Raw genomic sequence first — 16,145 nt, 5'->3', positions numbered from 1 at the left:
CTATTTCTTCCGTCCCGCCAGCACACGGTCGACCATCTTTCCCGCGACGCCGAGATAATTGGCAGGGTCGGTGAGCTTTTCGAGTGCCTTGCGGCCGGCGTGCTTCTTGATCTCCGCGTTCTCCGCGAGCAGATCGATCAGCGGCCGGCCGGTCTTCACCACCTCGCTCACGACGTCATAGACGACATCATGGGCGCGGTCGCGGCCCATCTTCGGACCGAGACCCATCATCACCGCTTCGGCCATCACGAGGCCGTTGGTGATGTCGATATTCCTGCGCATCCTCTTGGCGTTTACCTGCAATCCGCCGGTGAGCGCGCGGGTGTGCGACAGCGCGCCGGCCGAGAGCAGGAAGATCTCCGGCAGCGCGATCCACTCGATCTCCCAGCGGCCGGCAGAGCGTTCGTGATCCTCGATCTGCGCCTCGAGCAGCGCCGCGACGTGATGCTTCACCATCGCGGTCTGGGTGGTGATGAGCACCGACGACACCGGATTGCGCTTCTGCGGCATGGTGCTCGAGGAGCCGCGGCCGTCGCCGGTCGGCTCGGCGACTTCCTGCACCTCGGTCTGCATCATCAGCATGACGTCGAGCGCGAGCTTGCCGCAGGTGCCGGTGACGAGGCCGAGGAAGCAACCGACCTCCGCAACGCGGTCGCGGATGGTGTGCCAGGAAATGTCGGGCTGGCGCAGCTTGAGTTCCTTCATCATCTCGGCCTGCACCTTCAGGCCGTCCTTGCCGAGCGAGGAGAGTGTGCCGGCCGCGCCGCCGAACTCGCCGGTGAGGGCGCGGGGCTTGAGCTGTGCCAGCCGCTCCTTGTGGCGTTCGAAAGCGCCGAGCACGGTCGCCATCTTGTAGCCGAAGGTGATCGGCACCGCCTGCTGCAGCTTGCTGCGGCCGATCATCGGCGTGTCGCGGTGCTTTTTCGCGAGCGCGGCGAGGGCGCCGGAGATCGCGCCGATGTCCTGCGCGACGAGATCGAGCGCTTCGCGCATCTGCAACACGGTTGCGGTGTCGGTGACGTCCTGCGTGGTGGCGCCCCAGTGGCACCATTCGCCGTGGCCGTCCCTGCACAGCGCGACCAGCTGCTTCACCAGCGGGATGATCGGCGAGCCGGCCTTGTCGGTGCCGGCCTTGAGTTTCGCAATATCGATTTTTTTTGCATCGCAATGGCGGACGATTTCGGCGGCGGCATCCTTCGGAATCATGCCGAGCCGGCCCTGCGCCTTCGCCAGCGCGGCCTCGAAATCGAGATATTTCTGGATGCGGTTTTCGTCCGACCACACCGCGCGCATCGCTTCGGTGGTGTAGAGGTCGCGAAACACGCTGGAATCGAAAATGGTGGCCGGCATGGCGGTCTCCGTGGTACCGCCAGTCTTACCCACCCGCCTTCGTTTTGTCATTCCGGCTATGCCGCCGCGGCGCGTTCCGCGGGCCCGGCCGCCGTGACAAGATGCGGCGCATGAAAACCTCCCAGAACGCGCTGCCGCCGCACCTTGCCAGGATCGTCGCCGCCGAAACGCCACGTTACTCCGACGCCGAAATGGCGCGCCGCCGGGAGGCGGTGATCGCGCTGATGGCGGAGGCCGATTGCGATCACCTCGTATTCTGTGGGGCAAACCGCTTCGGTTCGGTGGTGCAGTGGCTGACGCAATGGCCGGTGACGGCCGAGGCGGTCGGGGTTTTCACCCCCGGCGAGCGCGACGCTCTGTTCCTGCAATACGTCAACCACCCGACGCAGGCGAAGCTGATCGCCGACAAGGCGGACGTGTCGTGGGGCGGGGAGTCCTCCATCGCCTGCGCCATCGCGACGCTCAAGAAACGCGGCGCGGCGCGCGAGCGGGTCGCGACCATAGGCCCGATCAGCGCCGAGCAGCACGCCGCGATCGCAGCGCTATACGGCACGCCGAAGAACCTCAACCGAAATTACATCCGGCTGCGGCAGGTGAAGTCGGCGGAGGAACTCGACTGGTTCCGCATCGGTGCGTATTTCACCGACCTCGGCATGATGGCGCTGCGTGACGGCATGCGCGAGAGCCTGAACGAGCGCGAGCTTGGCGCGATGATCGAGGCGGCCTACGTCTCGCAAGGTGGGGTCAACGCAATCCACTATATCGGCGCGACGCAGATGCGCGCCCCGACCGTGCCGGTGCCGCGCCAATATGCGACGACGCGCAAGCTGATGAAGGGCGACGCGGTGGTTTCGGAAATCAGCGCCTCGTTCTGGGAGCATTCGGGCCAGGTGTTGCGCTCCTTCGCGTTCGGCGAGGAGCCGCCCAAGCTCTACCGCGACCTGCATGCGGCGGCCGACGCCGCCTTCGACGCCATCGCCGCCGTGCTGAAAGCCGGCGCGACGCCGGCGCAGGTGATCGAGGCTTCGGGTGTGATCGAGGATGCCGGCTTCACCATCATCGACGATCTGCTGCACGGTTATGGCGGCGGCTATCTGCCGCCGATCCTCGGCACCAAAAGCCGCCCCGGCGGCGGGGCGCTGCCGACGGCGCCGTTCCGCGCCGGACAGACCGTGGTGATCCAACCGAATGTCGTGACCACGGACCACACCGCCGGCGTGCAGACCGGCGAAATGGTGCTCATCACCGAAACCGGCATTGAGCGGATGCACTCGATGCCGCGGGGATTTGTGGTGGTGGACCGTTAGAAGAATCTCAGGCGTCCTGCCCCGCGAAAGCGGGCATCCAGTAAACGACGTCAAATGCCATGTGTACTGGATCGCCCGCCTTCGCGGGCGATGACACTGTAAAGAGTTGCTACCGCAACTGATCCGCCATCCAGTCCGCGCTCTGCGAACGCCAGCGATAGGCGCGGTTGTTGGCGATGTGGTTGCCGTCTTCGATCATCATCAGCGTGGCCGGACCTTTGACCTCGCGGGCGAGGCGTTCGGCGTCGCTTGCCGGCACGACGCGGTCATGGCGGCCGTTGACGATGAAGATCGGCACTGTGATCTTTTCCGCGACGCCTTCGAGCGAGAGCGTCTGCGCATTTTTCTTCGCCTCGGCTTGCGTCTTGCAATGGCTGCGCACGGTGAAGGCTTCGCGCGTCAGATCCGGCAGGTTGTCGAAAGCGGCCCCCCAGTCGAACGGGCCGCCGAGCGCGACGCAGGCCTTGATGCGTTTCTCGAAAGCGGTCGCGCGCGGCGCATAGTAGCCGCCGAGGCTGACACCCCACATGCCGATGCGGCCGGTGTCGAGGTCCTTGCGGGTCTCGACATAATCCATCACTGCCGCGACCGGCACCTCGTAGTCACCGCGGATCGGCAGATCGTACTGCGTCTCGCCTTGGCCGGGGCCTTCGAACATCAGCGTCGCCATGCCGCGTGCGAGAAACGATGACTCGTAGGCGTCACCTTCTTCCTTGGTTGAATCGAGGCCGACTGCCATCACGACGATGGGCGGCTTGTCGACGCCTTCGGGCTTGCGCAGCACGCCGGCAAACTTATGCTTGCCGAACGGGATTTCGACACGCTCGCCGGCCGGCCGCAGGTAAGGCAGGGCCTTCTGTCGGCAGTCGATTGCCTTGCGGTGCGCCGCCTGCATCTGCGGGATGTCGTGGACGAACAGGAAATTGGCGAAGTGATAGTAGACGCCGGCGCGCTGAAAACACTCACCGGCGGTCAGATATTTCTTCTTGTCGAGCGCTTCCTGCGCCACGCGTTCATGCAGCGCGCCGCGTTCCGACCAGGCGCGGCACCAGTCGTCATAGGAGTTGAGCGAGCGGGTGACGTCCTCGAAATCGGCAAGCGCTACGCCGTTGGCGACGAAGCGCGCGCCCCAGTGCGCGATGGCGGCCTTGACCCGCGGATCGGATGACATGACTGACGTCCTGAGTTTGTATTTTGTACGGAGTTAGCTCGTTTTCTCGTCGCGTCGGTACCACGGCATGAAGCGCCGGGTCGCCCAGCCGACCAGCAGCTCGAAGCCGACGCCGAAGGCGGCAAGCAGCAGGACGCCGACGAAAGCCTCGTTGTGATGGTAGGTGCGCGAATTATAGAGGATGTAGTAGCCGAGCCCGCCGACCGAGAGGAAGAACTCCGCCACCACGGCGCCGATCAGCGCGCGGCCGGCCGCAAGACGAAAGCCGGCGAGCAGATAAGGCATCGACGACGGCAGCACGATCTCGACCAGCATGCCGAGCCGGCCGGAGCGGAACGAGCGCGCGACCTCGAGATATTCGCGTGGCACCGCGCGGGCGCCGTCGGCAGCGTTGATGATGATGGAGAAGATCGCGGCGAAGATGATGGTGGCGATCCGCGCCGCGCCGGAATAGCCGAACCACAGCGAGAACAGAGGCAGCACGACGATCATCGGCATCGCATAAAAGCCGTTGACGTAGTGGCGGACGGCCCGCTCGACGCCGGCGCTGCGCCCCATCATGAGGCCGATCGTGGTGCCGATGACGAGTGCGATGGCGAGGCCCTGCGCCACCGCACCGAGCGTCTCGCCGGTGGCGGCGAGGAATTTCGGGTCGACGATGACTTTCGGGATTGCGGCGACGACCGTGGTCGGCTTCGCCACATAGGCGGGCGCAAAGGCGCGAACAATGAATTCCCACGCTGCCAGGATGACGACGCCGACGACGAGGCGCGGCAGATAGGTGTCGATCATCCGGTCGGCCAAGGGCGACGGTTTGCGCAATGGTGTGGCGGTTGCGCCGATGCCGGCGGCAGATTGCGTCATCTACTGCCTCCAGCGTGCGAAATGCTGTTCGATCTTGAGCCCGATCCGCATCAGCCCGACGCCAATCATGCCGATCACGAAGATCGAGGCGAACACGCCGCCGGTGTCGAAGTTCTGCGAAGCGCCCATGATGAGCTGGCCGAGGCCGGTCGAGGACAGGAAGAATTCCGCCGCGACCATGCCGACCAGCGCGCGGCCGATCGCTTGGCGCACGCCGGTCATGATGTAGGGCAGCGTGTAGGGCAGCATCACTTCGAGCCACAGCGCTGTCTCGGAGGAGCGGAACGAGCGGGCGACCTCGATCAGTTCCGGCTTGATCGAGCGCGCGCCCTCGACAGTGTTGTAGAGCACGGGGAACACGGCGAACAGGAATACGACCAGCACCTTGGGAGCGAAGCCGAAGCCCATCAGCGACAGGATGAACGGAATCAGCGCCACCATCGGCGTGGCGTAAAGCGTCATGATGTAGGGCTCGATGCCGATGCGCAGCACGCGCACGCGCGCGAGCAGGAGGCCGAGCGGCGCGCCGACCACAAGCGCCAGAACAAAGCCGGTGAGGAACAGGATCGCGGAATCGATGAATTGATCGATGAACTGGCCGTCGGCGATCAGCTGCCAGAGCCGCACCAGCGTTTCCGAGAACGGCACCATGAAGGCCGCACTGGTGGTGCGCCCGGCGATTTCCCAGATCGCGAGGCCGACAAAGATGCTGATCCAGAACGGGCCGTGACGGCGCAAATAGCTATCGAGCACAGAGTCATTCCGTTGACGAACAAAGACCGGCCCCGCCGTATCCGAGACGCCCGCAGGGCGCGCGCCTCGGAATGACGGCGAGGTTCTGCGACTGGCAGACCGCCTTACTTCACCATCGCGTTGGCGTCTTTCCAGATGCTGGCATCGACCAGCGCGTCATAGGTCACCGGTTCCTTGCCCGGCTTGATGGCGCCGATCTTCTTCATCAGCTTGGCGACCGCTTCGAGCTTGCCGCGCGGCAGGCCGTCATCCTTCGCCGCCCAGAAATCGATGGCGAGGAACTCCTTGAGCGCCAGCTTGTTGACTTCCTTGTTGTGGCCGGTCTGCGAGGCCGCATCGGCGACCGCGTCGGCGTTCTTGGGGTCCTGCATGAAGCGCGCGGCGGCGATCATGCCAGCGACGGTTCGCACCATGGCGTCGCGGTTTTTCGCCAGATTGTCCTTGCGCGTCACCAGCATCAGGTAGTGGCTGGTCGGGTTGGTGTTCTTCATCGCGAGCAGGATGTGCAGGTTCTTGCCCTGATGCTTGATCTCGGCGAGGTCATCGAGATGCAGCACGGCATATTTCAGTCGGCCGGCGATCATCGCGGGGCCGGAGCTGGAGCCGAGCGCGACCTGCTTGACCTCGTCGAGCTTCACGTCCTTGCAGCCGCCGGCCATCATCGAGCGCAGCGCCACCGAACGCGCGCCGCCGATCGAATCGACGCCGATGTCCTGGCCGACCAGATCCTTGCAGGCCTTGCCGGTCTCCGTGGTGCCCAGCACCCAGTCGGGGTTGGCCATGCCGTACACCGCGACCAGCGGCACGCCGGCGTTGGATACCTGGTTGATGACGGGCGGGGTCGGCGACCACGCCATATCGACGTCACCGGCGACCACGGCGCGGGCCGCGGCGGTGCCGTTGTCGAACGGCTTGATTTCGACATTGGCGCCGTACTTCTTGAAGAAGCCCTGCTTCTCGGCGACGAAGGCGATGGTCACCGAATAGATCGGCGGAATGCCGGGCACGGCAACGACGATCTTCTTGCCCTGCGCAGCGGCGGGCATGGCGGCTGCAACGGTCATCGCCGCAGCAAAGCCGATCGCGGCAAACACTCTTGTTTTCATTCCGGTCATGAAATCCTCCCTGACGGTTGTTGTGTTGTCGTTAGCGTTCGAGATGGAATTCGGCTTCGCGCGCCTCGCGCATCAGCGTGGTCCAGACGCGCTCGCGTAATTCGGCGAAGCGCGGCTCGCGCAGCGTGTCGCGCGTGCGCGGATGTGGCAGGTCGATATCGATGATTTCGTGAATGCCGGACGGCCGGCCCTTCAGAACGATGACGCGGTGGCCGAGCAACACGGCTTCCTCGATCGAGTGCGTGACGAAGATCATCGCGGTCGGACGCTCTTCCCAGATGCGCAGCAATTCGAATTGAAGAATTTCGCGCGTCTGCGCGTCGACCGCGGCGAACGGCTCGTCCATGAGCAGGACGCTCGGCTCGACGGCGAGCGCGCGGGCAAGGCCGCAGCGCTGCTGCATGCCGCCCGACATCTGATAGGGGAACGCCTTCTCGAAACCGGCGAGCCCGACGAGCTTGATGAATTCGGGCACGCGGCGCTCGATTTCCGCCTTCGGCACGCCGTCCATGCGCAATCCGTAGGCGACGTTGTCGGACACGGTCTTCCACGGGAACAGGCCGAAGTGCTGGAACACCATCGCCATGCCCTGGATCGGGCCATCGACGCGCTTGTCGTCGGCCCAGATCTCGCCGGCATCGTGCGGGATCAGGCCGTCGATGCAACGCAGCAGCGTTGTCTTGCCGCAACCCGACGGGCCGACGATGGCGACGATCTCGCGCGCGCCGACGTCGAAGTCGATGCCGCGGAACACCTCCAGCGCGCCATAGCGCTTGCCGAGACCGCGGACGCGGATGCGGGTGTCGCCGGAGCCGGGCGCCGGAGCGCCACGCGTTAGGTCGGAATTCGTGTTGATCGACGCAGTTGCCACGCGATTGTCCCCGTCGTTTCCTGCGCGGCGCCGCCGCGCGATTAAGTCTAACATTCCCCTGCCGGGCCCGTCGCTATTTCCGGCTTTATTGCTTCAATTCTTATCGAGACTGCGAAGAAGTGCCCCTCGTTGTTGGGCAAACGAGGAGCAAAATCTCCGACTTGGCGCCGCATGTTGCCGTAACTCGGCGGCACCGGCAACGCCGATACGTGTGTGCCTTTCGCTCTGCGTCAGCATTTCATGGGCGCACCGCCGGCCATTTCGCCATGCCGAAAGCGCCGGATTCGGCGGCGATGCGAGTGCGTCCCGCAGGTGCGATCGTATTCGGCGATTACAATTCGAGATAATTCCAAGCCGCTTCACGACGCTTCGTAAACAATAGCCGAATAACAACCGGCGCACTTCACCAATTCAATACCAAGCCCCGCCAAGGTCGGCGCACGCAGGCGATCAGAAGACTTCAAAAGAAGCCTGCGCGAAAACAAAGTGTCGAACGGGGTTTGAGCGTTGCGTGCCAGCACATTCGTGATGATCGGCTTTGCCGTGGTCTTCGGCCTGCTCGCGGTTTTCATCGCGCGGTTGTGGCTCGACAACCAGGCGAACCTGCGTGCGAAGCACGAGGTCGCGCCCAGGAAAGTCGCGACGCAAACCATCGTGATCGCCGCGCAACCGCTGCGCTTCGGCGCCGAACTCAAATCCGAAATGCTGAAAGAGATCGAATGGCCGGCGACGACGTTGCCGGCCGGCGCGTTTGCGAAGGTCGCCGACGTGCTCGGCAAGGGCCGCCGTCTCGTGCTGTCGCCGGTCGAGCCAAACGAGCCGGTTCTGGCAGTCAAGCTCACCGGCCCCGGCGAGCGTGCGACGCTGTCGGCGCTGGTGCGACCCGGCATGAAGGCGGTCACCGTGCGCGTCAACGATGTCGAAGGCGTCGGCGGCTTCGTGATGCCGGGCGATCATGTCGACGTCGTGCTGACGCGCACCGTCGAGAAGGGGTCCGCGACCGCGGAGGTCGTGCTGCAGAACACCCGCGTACTGGCGGTCGACCAGAGCGCCGACCAGCGCACCAGCAAGGCCGCAGTGCCGAAATCGGTCACGCTCGAAGTCGACACGCTCGACGCGCAGAAGATCTGGCTCGCCTCGTCGGTCGGTTCGCTGTCGCTGCTTTTGCGAAAGGCCGGCGAATCCACCGAGACCGAGACCCGCAAGATCTCGCTGAAGGATCTGCACAGCAAGGGCAGCACCACGACGATCACGGTAACCCGCGCCTCGATCAAGCAGGAATACAGCGTTCCCGCGGAAGGCGGGACTGCGCAGGCCGGGTCACGCCAAAAGTCCGGCGAAGACGGACTGGCGGCACGCGCGGAGGCGGCGCGCTAGGCGCAAGGCCGGCGGTAACGAGACAATGGAGCATCCTTTGCTGAACAGAGACGATTGCGTCGCCGGCTTCGATCTGCGGTGCGCGCGCAGTGAGGCCGGGCGTGGCGCGCAAGACAGCCACTGGCTGCGCGATCTCGCCATCGCGCTCGCCATCGCGGTCGCTGCGACCCTGATGTGCATCGTCGGCGGCGGCTACGCGCTGGCGCAGCGCGCGATCCAGATTTCCGGCGGCCGCACCGCTTCAGTCATCGTTACGGTCGGCAAGTCGCTCGACGTGCGGACCGGCACCAGCTTTGTCGACGTCACGGTGGGCGATCCGGAGGTCGCCGACGTCAACCCGCTGACCGACCACACGCTGTCGATCCTCGGCAAGAAAATAGGCACCACGCGGGTGCAGGTTTACGGCATCGACAAGAAACTGGTCGGCATCTTCGACGTCGAGGTGTCCTATGACATTTCGCGGCTGACCGCGGAGCTGACACGGCGGTTCCCCGGCTCGCGGCTGCGCGCCTCCTCGGTCAACGGCCGTATCATGCTGTCCGGCGAGGTCGCCGATGCGGCGCAGCTCGATCAGGCGGTGACGATTGCGCGGCAATTCGGGCCGGACATCATCAACGCCGTCGCGGTCATGCAGCCGCAGCAGGTGATGCTGGAGGTGCGCTTTATCGAGATTTCGCGCACCGCGGGCCGCGATCTCGGCGTGCAGTGGAACAGGGTCGGCGATCAGAGCATCGTCAATATCGGCAACAGGGTACCGCGTGGCGGCTTGCCGGTGACCAACGTGGTCGCGGCCGGCGTGCTGTCGGGCGGCAACCCGTTCGGCTTTGCGGTCGGCCGCATGGTGGCGAACGGCGTTCCGGTCGACGTGATGATCAATGCGCTCGAGCAGAAGGGCATTGCCCGCAGCCTCGCCGAGCCGAACCTCGTCGCGCTGTCCGGCGACACCGCGAGCTTTCTTGCCGGCGGTGAGTATCCGATCCCCGTGGCCGGCTCGTTCAACCAGATCACTGTCGAATACAAGAAATACGGCGTCGGTCTTGCTTTCACGCCGACGGTGCTGAGCCGCGGCCTGATCAATCTCAAGATCGAGCCGGAAGTCAGCCAGATCGATACCAATAACTCGATACAGATGACCAATGGGCTGCAGATCCCGGCGCTGATCGTGCGCCGTGCCTCAACGACCGTCGAGCTGAAGGACGGCCAGAGCTTCGCGATCGGCGGGCTGCTGCAATCGAACGGGCAAAACCAGATCGAGCAATTGCCCTGGCTCGGCAGCGTGCCGGTGCTCGGTGTGCTGTTCTCCTCGAAATCCTACCAGAAACGCGAGACCGATCTCGTCATCATCGTCACGCCGCGGCTCGTCAAGCCGGCGCGTCCGGGCGACGTGATCAAGACGCCGGCCGACAACAGCGTGCCGGCGAACGACCTCGACTTTTTCCTGCTCGGCAAGACGGATGTCAGCCACCGCGAGGCGCAGGCGATGACGCCCAGCGCTGAAGCGATCATCGAAGCCAGCGCCGCGCCGAACACCGGCCACATGCTCGACCTGCCGAGAGGGGACGTCCATGCTGCGATTCACTAGGTCCGCCGTCATGGTGGCGTCGCCGCTGCTCGCCGGCATGGTGCTTGCCAGCTGTGCCGACTATGTCGTGCGCCGGGAAACCGTCTCGCTGAACGGCGGCGACGCCATCGCGACGAACCGCGCGACGCAGGTGGTCGATCCGTGGTCGCGCGCCAGCGCCGATAACGTGATCGCGTTCAACGGCGAGAAAATGCAGTCGGCCGTCGAGCGTTACCGCCGGAACAAAGTGATCCAGCCGCGCGGCCTCGGCGCCACCACGACCGGCAACACGTCGAGCCCCGATCCCGCGGCCAATCCTGCGTCGGCGCCGTCGGCGCCGGCCGCGCCGGTGAAATAGGCAGGACGGACACCGGCATGCGGTCACCCCAAACCGGCGCAGCCACGACCCGCGTCGTCGTCGTCAGCGACGATGCGGCGTTCGGCCAGGAGGCGCAGACGACCTTTGCGGCCAGCCGGCAGATCGAGTTCAGGCTGGTCGCCGGCCGGCTGTCGGACGGCTTCGACGCATCGAAACTGTCGGGCGCGACCGCCGTGGTCGTCGATATCGGCGCTGCGGGCGACGAGGATATCCGCGCGCTGGCCCGGCTGATGGGCCGGCTCGGCGAGGCCGCGCCGGTCATTGCCGTGACGCAGGAGTTCGACGCCGAAGTGGCGCGCCGGCTGCTGCAGATGCGGGTCAACGATTTTCTGGTCAAGCCGGTCGCGCCGCTCGATCTGGTGCGCGCCTGCGCCCGCGCCGCGCAAGCCTCCGGCGGGCCGGGCCAGAATGAGTCGCAGATCTACACGTTCCTGCCATCGGTTGGCGGAGCCGGTGTCACCACGCTTGCGGTGCAGACGGCGATGATCCTGCTCGGCGCCAGCGGCCCCCGGTCGCGGCCGTCGGTGTGCCTGGTCGATCTCGATCTCCAGCACGGTGCGGTCGCCGATCATCTCGATCTCGAACCGCGGCTCAATCTCGACGAGGTGGAGCCACGCCCCGAACGGCTCGACCGCCAGTTGCTCGAGGTAATGCTGTCGCATCATCCATCCGGCCTCGCAGTGGTCGCCGCGCCGAACCGTCCGGCCGACATGCGTTCGTTCGATCCGGAACTCGTCACGCGGTTGCTCGATCTCGTGTCGGCGAATTTCGATTATGTGGTCATCGACATGCCGCGCACCTGGTTTTCCTGGACCGACAGCGTGCTGGTCGGCTCCAACCGGCTCTTCATCATCAGCGAGACGACGGTGCCGGCGCTGCGCCACGCCAAGCAACTGGTCGCGGCGGTGCGCGAACGGCTTGCCGACGGCCCGAAGCCGGAGGTGCTGGTCAACCGCTTCGAGCAACGGATGTTCGCCGCAGGTCTCAAGCGCAGTCATGTCGAGCAGGCGCTCGGTGCCGATTTCGTCGGCGCGATCCCGAACGATTACGCGCTGGTGCGCGAGGCGATCGATCGCGGCGTTCCACTCGACGAGGTCAAGCCCGGCAACAAGGTGACCCAAGTGTTGAAGAAGATCGTGCTGCCTCAGGCAATCGAGAAGGCGGGGCAGAAGGCCTCCGCGTTCGGCAAGTTCAAGCTCGCTTTGGCGCGATAGACGGCAGCCGCAGAGGACGAGGACAGAATGTCCGGACGTTTCACCACCCGACGCATCGCGGCGCCCGGCATCGTGCCGCAGGCACAGCCCGCATCGGTGGAGCAATCCGCGCCGGCCGCGATCAAGGTTCCGGCCGCGGCGGAGCCGCCACCTTCCGCGTCGCTGGCCGGCAATGCCGCGATGGCCGGAAAACTGCTCGATGCTAAGGTGCGGCTGCATCGCCGGCTGATTGAGGAGATCAATCTCGCCGCGCTGGAGAAGCTGCCGGAAGATCAGACCCGCAGCCAGATCCAGGACATGGTTGCGCAGTATGTGCTGGCGGAACGGCTGGCGCTCAATGCCGGCGAACTGAACGACTTCGTCTCGGAGATTCTCGACGAGATGACCGGCCTCGGGCCGCTCGAGCCGCTGCTCAAAGACCCGAGCATCAGCGACATTCTGATCAATGGTCATGAATGCGTCTATGTCGAGCGGCGCGGCATCCTCGAGCCGCTGCCGGTGCGTTTCAAGGACGAGCAGCACCTGCTGCGCATCATCAACAAAATCGTCGCCGCCGTCGGCCGCCGCGTCGATGAATCGCATCCGCTGTGCGATGCGCGCCTGCAGGACGGTTCGCGCGTCAACGTCGCGGTACGCCCCATCGGCGTCGACGGGCCGCTGGTGTCGATCCGAAAGTTTTCCAAGAAGCCGCTCGGCCTCGATCGGCTGGTCGAGGTCGGCGCGCTGAAGCCGGTGATGGCGGAGGTGCTGGCCGCGGCGGTGCGCGCACGCATCACCACAATCATTTCCGGCGGCACCGGTTCCGGCAAGACGACGATGCTGAATGCACTGTCGGCCTTCATCTCGGAGAAGGAGCGCCTCATCACCATCGAAGACGCCGCCGAGTTGCAGCTTCAGCAACCGCATGTCGGGCGCATGGAGACGCGGCCGCCGAACCTCGAGGGCAAAGGCGAAATCCGCCAGCGCGAACTGGTCAAGAACGCGCTGCGTATGCGGCCCGACCGCATCATTCTCGGCGAGTGCCGCGGCGAAGAAGCCTTCGACATGCTGCAGGCGATGAACACCGGCCACGAGGGCTCGATGGCGACCATCCACGCTAATACGCCGCGCGATGCGATCACCCGTCTCGAGCAGATGATCGGCATGGCCGGCCTGCCGATGACGGTCGCCTCGATCCGCGGCCAGATCGCCAACGCCGTGCAACTCGTGGTGCAGCTTGCGCGCCAGTCCGACGGTAAGCGCAAGGTGACGAGCATCGCCGAGGTGACGGGGCTCGAAGGCGATATCATCCAGATGCAGGAAATCTACAAGTTCGTGCGTACCGGCACGGGCAGCGACGGAACGGTGGAGGGCCATTTCGCCGCGACCGGCGTGCGGCCGCGTTTCCTCGCCGAACTCGTCAATCTCGGCATCAAGATTCCGGGCAGTTCGTTCGACCCGTCGAAGCCGCTGTGATGATGACGCTTTGACGATGCCCGCTCTCAGTCAGGAACACCTCATCTATATTCTGGTCGGCGTCTCGGCGGCGCTGCTCGCCGAGGGCATTTATCTGCTGTTCTTCACCAAGGCGTCGTACCAGAAGAACGTCAACCGCCGCCTGCGCCTGATGGATGGCGCGGCGGGGCAGGAGGCGGTGCTGGTGCAACTGCGCCGCGAGCGCGGCCTGACCGGGGACGGCGACTATCTGTTGCCGCTCATGGGTCTCAACAAGCTTGTCCTGCAATCCGGCCTCACCTTCAGCATCTGGCGAATGCTGGCCGTCGTTTTTTTCTGCGGCACCATGACGTTCTTTGGCGCGGCTGTCGGTGGCGGCCTGCCGATGACACAGGCCGCGCTCATCGCCGTGCCGTCGGCTTTCGTTCTGCCCTGGCTGGTGCTGATATTCATGCGGATGCGGCGGCAACGGCGTTTTGCCGCGCAGTTTCCGGACGCGATCGACATCATTGTGCGCTCGCTCCGCGCCGGCCATCCAACGCCGATCGCCATCACCATGGTGGCGAAGGAATTGCCAGATCCGGTCGGCTCTGAATTCGGCATGATCGCCGACGAAATTACTTACGGCGCCGATCTCGAAACCGCGATCCGCAATCTCTACTACCGCGTCGGCACCGACGATCTGCCGCTGTTCGTCACCGCGGTAGCGATCCAGACCTCGACCGGCGGCAATCTCGGCGAAATTCTGGAAAACTTGTCGTCGGTGATCCGCATGCGCTTCAAGATGCGCCGCAAGATACGCGCGCTCGCCGCCGAAGGCCGCGCCGCCGCGATGATCCTGTCGTCGCTGCCGATCGGCATGTTTCTCGTCATCCAGTTCGTCACGCCGAACTTCTATGCGGCGGTGTGGCCTTATGCGATCACCAAGATCTGGCTCGGCATGGCCGGAGCGTGGATGGGGCTCGGTAACTTCATCATGTTCCGCATGGTCAATTTCCGGATCTGACGATGGACGAAGCCATTGTGCTGATCACCGATCTGTTTGCCGGACGGCCCGATCTGCTGCTTGCTTTGCTCATCTTTCTCGCCGTCGGCACGCTCGCCTTCACCGTGATGGTGATGGTGCGTGCCAAGGGCGGGGTGAAGCGGCGCGCGATCCGCATCATCGACGCCGACGAGCGGCCGGGCCGCCGCCGGCGGTCGCTGCGCGGCTCCAGTATTCAGGCGGTGCAGAACCTGCTCGAATACACCACGAAGCACTATGCGTCGGCCAACGGCGAGAGCCTGAAGGTGCTGCGTCGCCGGCTGATCCAGGCCGGCGTGTTCGATCCGCGTGCGGTCGGCTATTTCTTCGTCCTGCGCACCGTGCTGGCGGTCGGCATCGCCGCCGCACTGTTCGTCGTGCTGCCGATGATCAATCCGAACCGCAGTCCGTATTTCTGGCTGATGGTCGTTGCCGGCGGTATCGGCGGCTATGTCGGGCCGAGCATGTTCATCGATAGGCTGATCTCCAAGCGCAAGATGGAGTACCGCGCCGGCTTCCCGGACTTCATGGATCTCCTGGTCGTCTGTGCCGACTCCGGCCTGTCGATGGAAGCGGCGCTCGAACGGGTGTGCCGTGAGATGGGTGACAGTTATCCGGCGCTCACCGCCAACATCCACATGACGAACCTGGAAATCCGCGCCGGACGAACGTTGACCGATGCGCTTGAGCGTTTCGCCGCCCGCGTCGGTCTCGAGGAGGCGCGTTCCTTCACCACGCTGATCGTCCAGTCGCTTGAACTTGGCTCCAGCATCACCGACGCGCTTCGCGTCTACTCGGACGATATGCGCCACAAGCGGCTGTCGCGGGCCGAGGAGAAGGCTTACGCGCTGCCGGCCAAGCTCTCGGTGCCGATGATGGTCTGCATTTTTCCCGTCCTGTTCGTGGTGATCCTGCTGCCGGTGGTCGTGAAGCTGAAGCTTGGGCTGTACTGATGGCAACCAACCGGAAACCAGCACGCCGCAGCATCATTTTCTCCAAGGATAAAATCTTAACCCGCGCTTCATAAGCTCGAATCCTCAAGCCCTCGGGACGGGCGGATACCAAGGCTCCTGTAATGCGTTTCGGATTTGCCCGTGCCCTGCTGGTCGCGCTTGCCGCGCTGTCGCTTGCCGCTTGCGGCGCAACCGGCGGGCTTTCATCGAACGGTCTCGGCGCGCAGGCGTCCGCGACGGCCGACGGCGGCCAGGGAAGCGTTCAGCCCGGTACGCCCGACGGTCTGCTTGGCAGCGATCCCAACGACGATCTCAGCCTCGGCAAGCGACACTTCCGCGCCGGCGATTTCGGTCTCGCCGAGCAGCATTTCCGCAAGGCGGCGGAACTGCATCCGCGCGACGGCGAAGCCTGGCTCGGTCTCGCGGCGTCCTACGACCGGCTGCGCCGCTTCGATCTCGCCGATCGCGCTTATGCGCAAGCGATCCGGATCGCCGGGCCGACCGTCGAGATCCTGAACAACCAGGGCTATTCCTACATGTTGCGGGGCGACTATCGCACCGCGCGGGCGAAGCTGAACGAAGCGCAGCGCAAAGCGCCGGGCAATCCTTACGTCCAGAACAACATGCGGCTGCTGGCGGAAAGCGCGCGCAGCGGCAAATCCATTCAGTAGTTCGCATGCGACGCGGCCGGATTTTTCTTCGGCCGAAATTTGCGTGCTTATTCCTCCCTGCCGCCAATTAAATCTGCGTTCCCGCACTGCACTCGCCGTGG

15 protein-coding genes are annotated in these 16,145 nt (G+C 64.8%); 9 read left to right on the top strand and 6 right to left on the bottom strand.

The genetic code is table 11. The features are described 5' to 3' along the window. Positions 1-1,350, bottom strand: coding sequence for a 3-carboxy-cis,cis-muconate cycloisomerase (gene pcaB / locus AB7F10_RS11530; protein WP_428560963.1), 1,350 nt, complete (start codon positions 1,348-1,350; stop codon positions 1-3). 110 nt (positions 1,351-1,460) lie between these two features. Between pcaB and AB7F10_RS11525 the strand changes: the two genes are divergently transcribed. Next, entirely contained in the window at positions 1,461-2,657 is a 1,197-nt protein-coding gene (locus tag AB7F10_RS11525) for a M24 family metallopeptidase (RefSeq protein WP_428560961.1), read from the top strand. Between the two features lie 109 nt (positions 2,658-2,766). On the opposite strand, the gene AB7F10_RS11520 is transcribed toward AB7F10_RS11525, so the two are convergent. The 5 genes from AB7F10_RS11520 to AB7F10_RS11500 all read right to left on the bottom strand — a co-directional run bounded on the left by AB7F10_RS11520 (position 2,767) and on the right by AB7F10_RS11500 (position 7,431). Beyond that, positions 2,767-3,828 carry an alpha/beta hydrolase family protein gene (locus AB7F10_RS11520; protein ID WP_428560959.1) on the bottom strand — a complete coding sequence of 354 codons (1,062 nt, stop codon included), beginning with the start codon at positions 3,826-3,828 and terminating at the stop codon, positions 2,767-2,769. Positions 3,829-3,861: 33 nt separating this feature from the next. Further along, complete coding sequence (locus AB7F10_RS11515) at positions 3,862-4,692, bottom strand: ABC transporter permease (protein ID WP_428560957.1); 831 nt, start codon at positions 4,690-4,692, stop codon at positions 3,862-3,864. Then, positions 4,693-5,445 carry an ABC transporter permease gene (locus tag AB7F10_RS11510; RefSeq protein WP_428560954.1) on the bottom strand — a complete coding sequence of 251 codons (753 nt, stop codon included), beginning with the start codon at positions 5,443-5,445 and terminating at the stop codon, positions 4,693-4,695. 104 nt (positions 5,446-5,549) lie between these two features. Further along, positions 5,550-6,560, bottom strand: a complete 1,011-nt coding sequence (locus tag AB7F10_RS11505; protein WP_428560952.1) for an ABC transporter substrate-binding protein — start codon at positions 6,558-6,560, stop codon at positions 5,550-5,552. 31 nt (positions 6,561-6,591) lie between these two features. After that, positions 6,592-7,431: an ABC transporter ATP-binding protein gene (locus AB7F10_RS11500; protein ID WP_428560950.1), complete on the bottom strand. Its 840-nt coding sequence runs from the start codon at positions 7,429-7,431 to the stop codon at positions 6,592-6,594. Between the two features lie 507 nt (positions 7,432-7,938). On the opposite strand from AB7F10_RS11500, the gene cpaB reads away from it, so the two are divergent. The 8 genes from cpaB (at position 7,939) to AB7F10_RS11460 (ending at position 16,044) form a co-directional block, all read left to right on the top strand. Next, the gene (cpaB, locus tag AB7F10_RS11495) at positions 7,939-8,808 is read left to right on the top strand and encodes a Flp pilus assembly protein CpaB (RefSeq protein ID WP_428560948.1); all 870 of its coding nucleotides are present in this window, start codon (positions 7,939-7,941) and stop codon (positions 8,806-8,808) included. A gap of 37 nt (positions 8,809-8,845) precedes the next feature. Continuing rightward, complete coding sequence (locus tag AB7F10_RS11490; RefSeq protein ID WP_428560946.1) at positions 8,846-10,390, top strand: type II and III secretion system protein family protein; 1,545 nt, start codon at positions 8,846-8,848, stop codon at positions 10,388-10,390. Beyond that, positions 10,374-10,727 carry a hypothetical protein gene (locus AB7F10_RS11485; protein ID WP_428560944.1) on the top strand — a complete coding sequence of 118 codons (354 nt, stop codon included), beginning with the start codon at positions 10,374-10,376 and terminating at the stop codon, positions 10,725-10,727. Before AB7F10_RS11490 ends, AB7F10_RS11485 begins: the two co-directional genes overlap by 17 nt. Before the next feature lie 17 nt (positions 10,728-10,744). Continuing rightward, a complete protein-coding gene (locus AB7F10_RS11480) occupies positions 10,745-11,962 on the top strand; it encodes an AAA family ATPase (protein WP_428560942.1) in 1,218 nt (405 codons plus the stop codon). A 27-nt stretch (positions 11,963-11,989) separates the two neighbouring features. Beyond that, a complete protein-coding gene (locus AB7F10_RS11475; protein WP_428560940.1) occupies positions 11,990-13,417 on the top strand; it encodes a CpaF family protein in 1,428 nt (475 codons plus the stop codon). A gap of 16 nt (positions 13,418-13,433) precedes the next feature. Continuing rightward, entirely contained in the window at positions 13,434-14,402 is a 969-nt protein-coding gene (locus AB7F10_RS11470) for a type II secretion system F family protein (protein WP_428560938.1), read from the top strand. A 2-nt stretch (positions 14,403-14,404) separates the two neighbouring features. Further along, entirely contained in the window at positions 14,405-15,373 is a 969-nt protein-coding gene (locus AB7F10_RS11465; protein ID WP_428560935.1) for a type II secretion system F family protein, read from the top strand. A 122-nt stretch (positions 15,374-15,495) separates the two neighbouring features. Continuing rightward, positions 15,496-16,044 carry a tetratricopeptide repeat protein gene (locus tag AB7F10_RS11460; protein ID WP_428560933.1) on the top strand — a complete coding sequence of 183 codons (549 nt, stop codon included), beginning with the start codon at positions 15,496-15,498 and terminating at the stop codon, positions 16,042-16,044. Positions 16,045-16,145: the final 101 nt, after the last annotated feature.

The sequence above is a fragment of the Pseudolabrys sp. genome (assembly GCF_050250095.1).
Classification (GTDB): domain Bacteria; phylum Pseudomonadota; class Alphaproteobacteria; order Rhizobiales; family Xanthobacteraceae; genus Pseudolabrys.
Note: the sequence above shows the minus strand (reverse complement) of the source record. Positions and strands in the feature narration are given on the sequence as shown.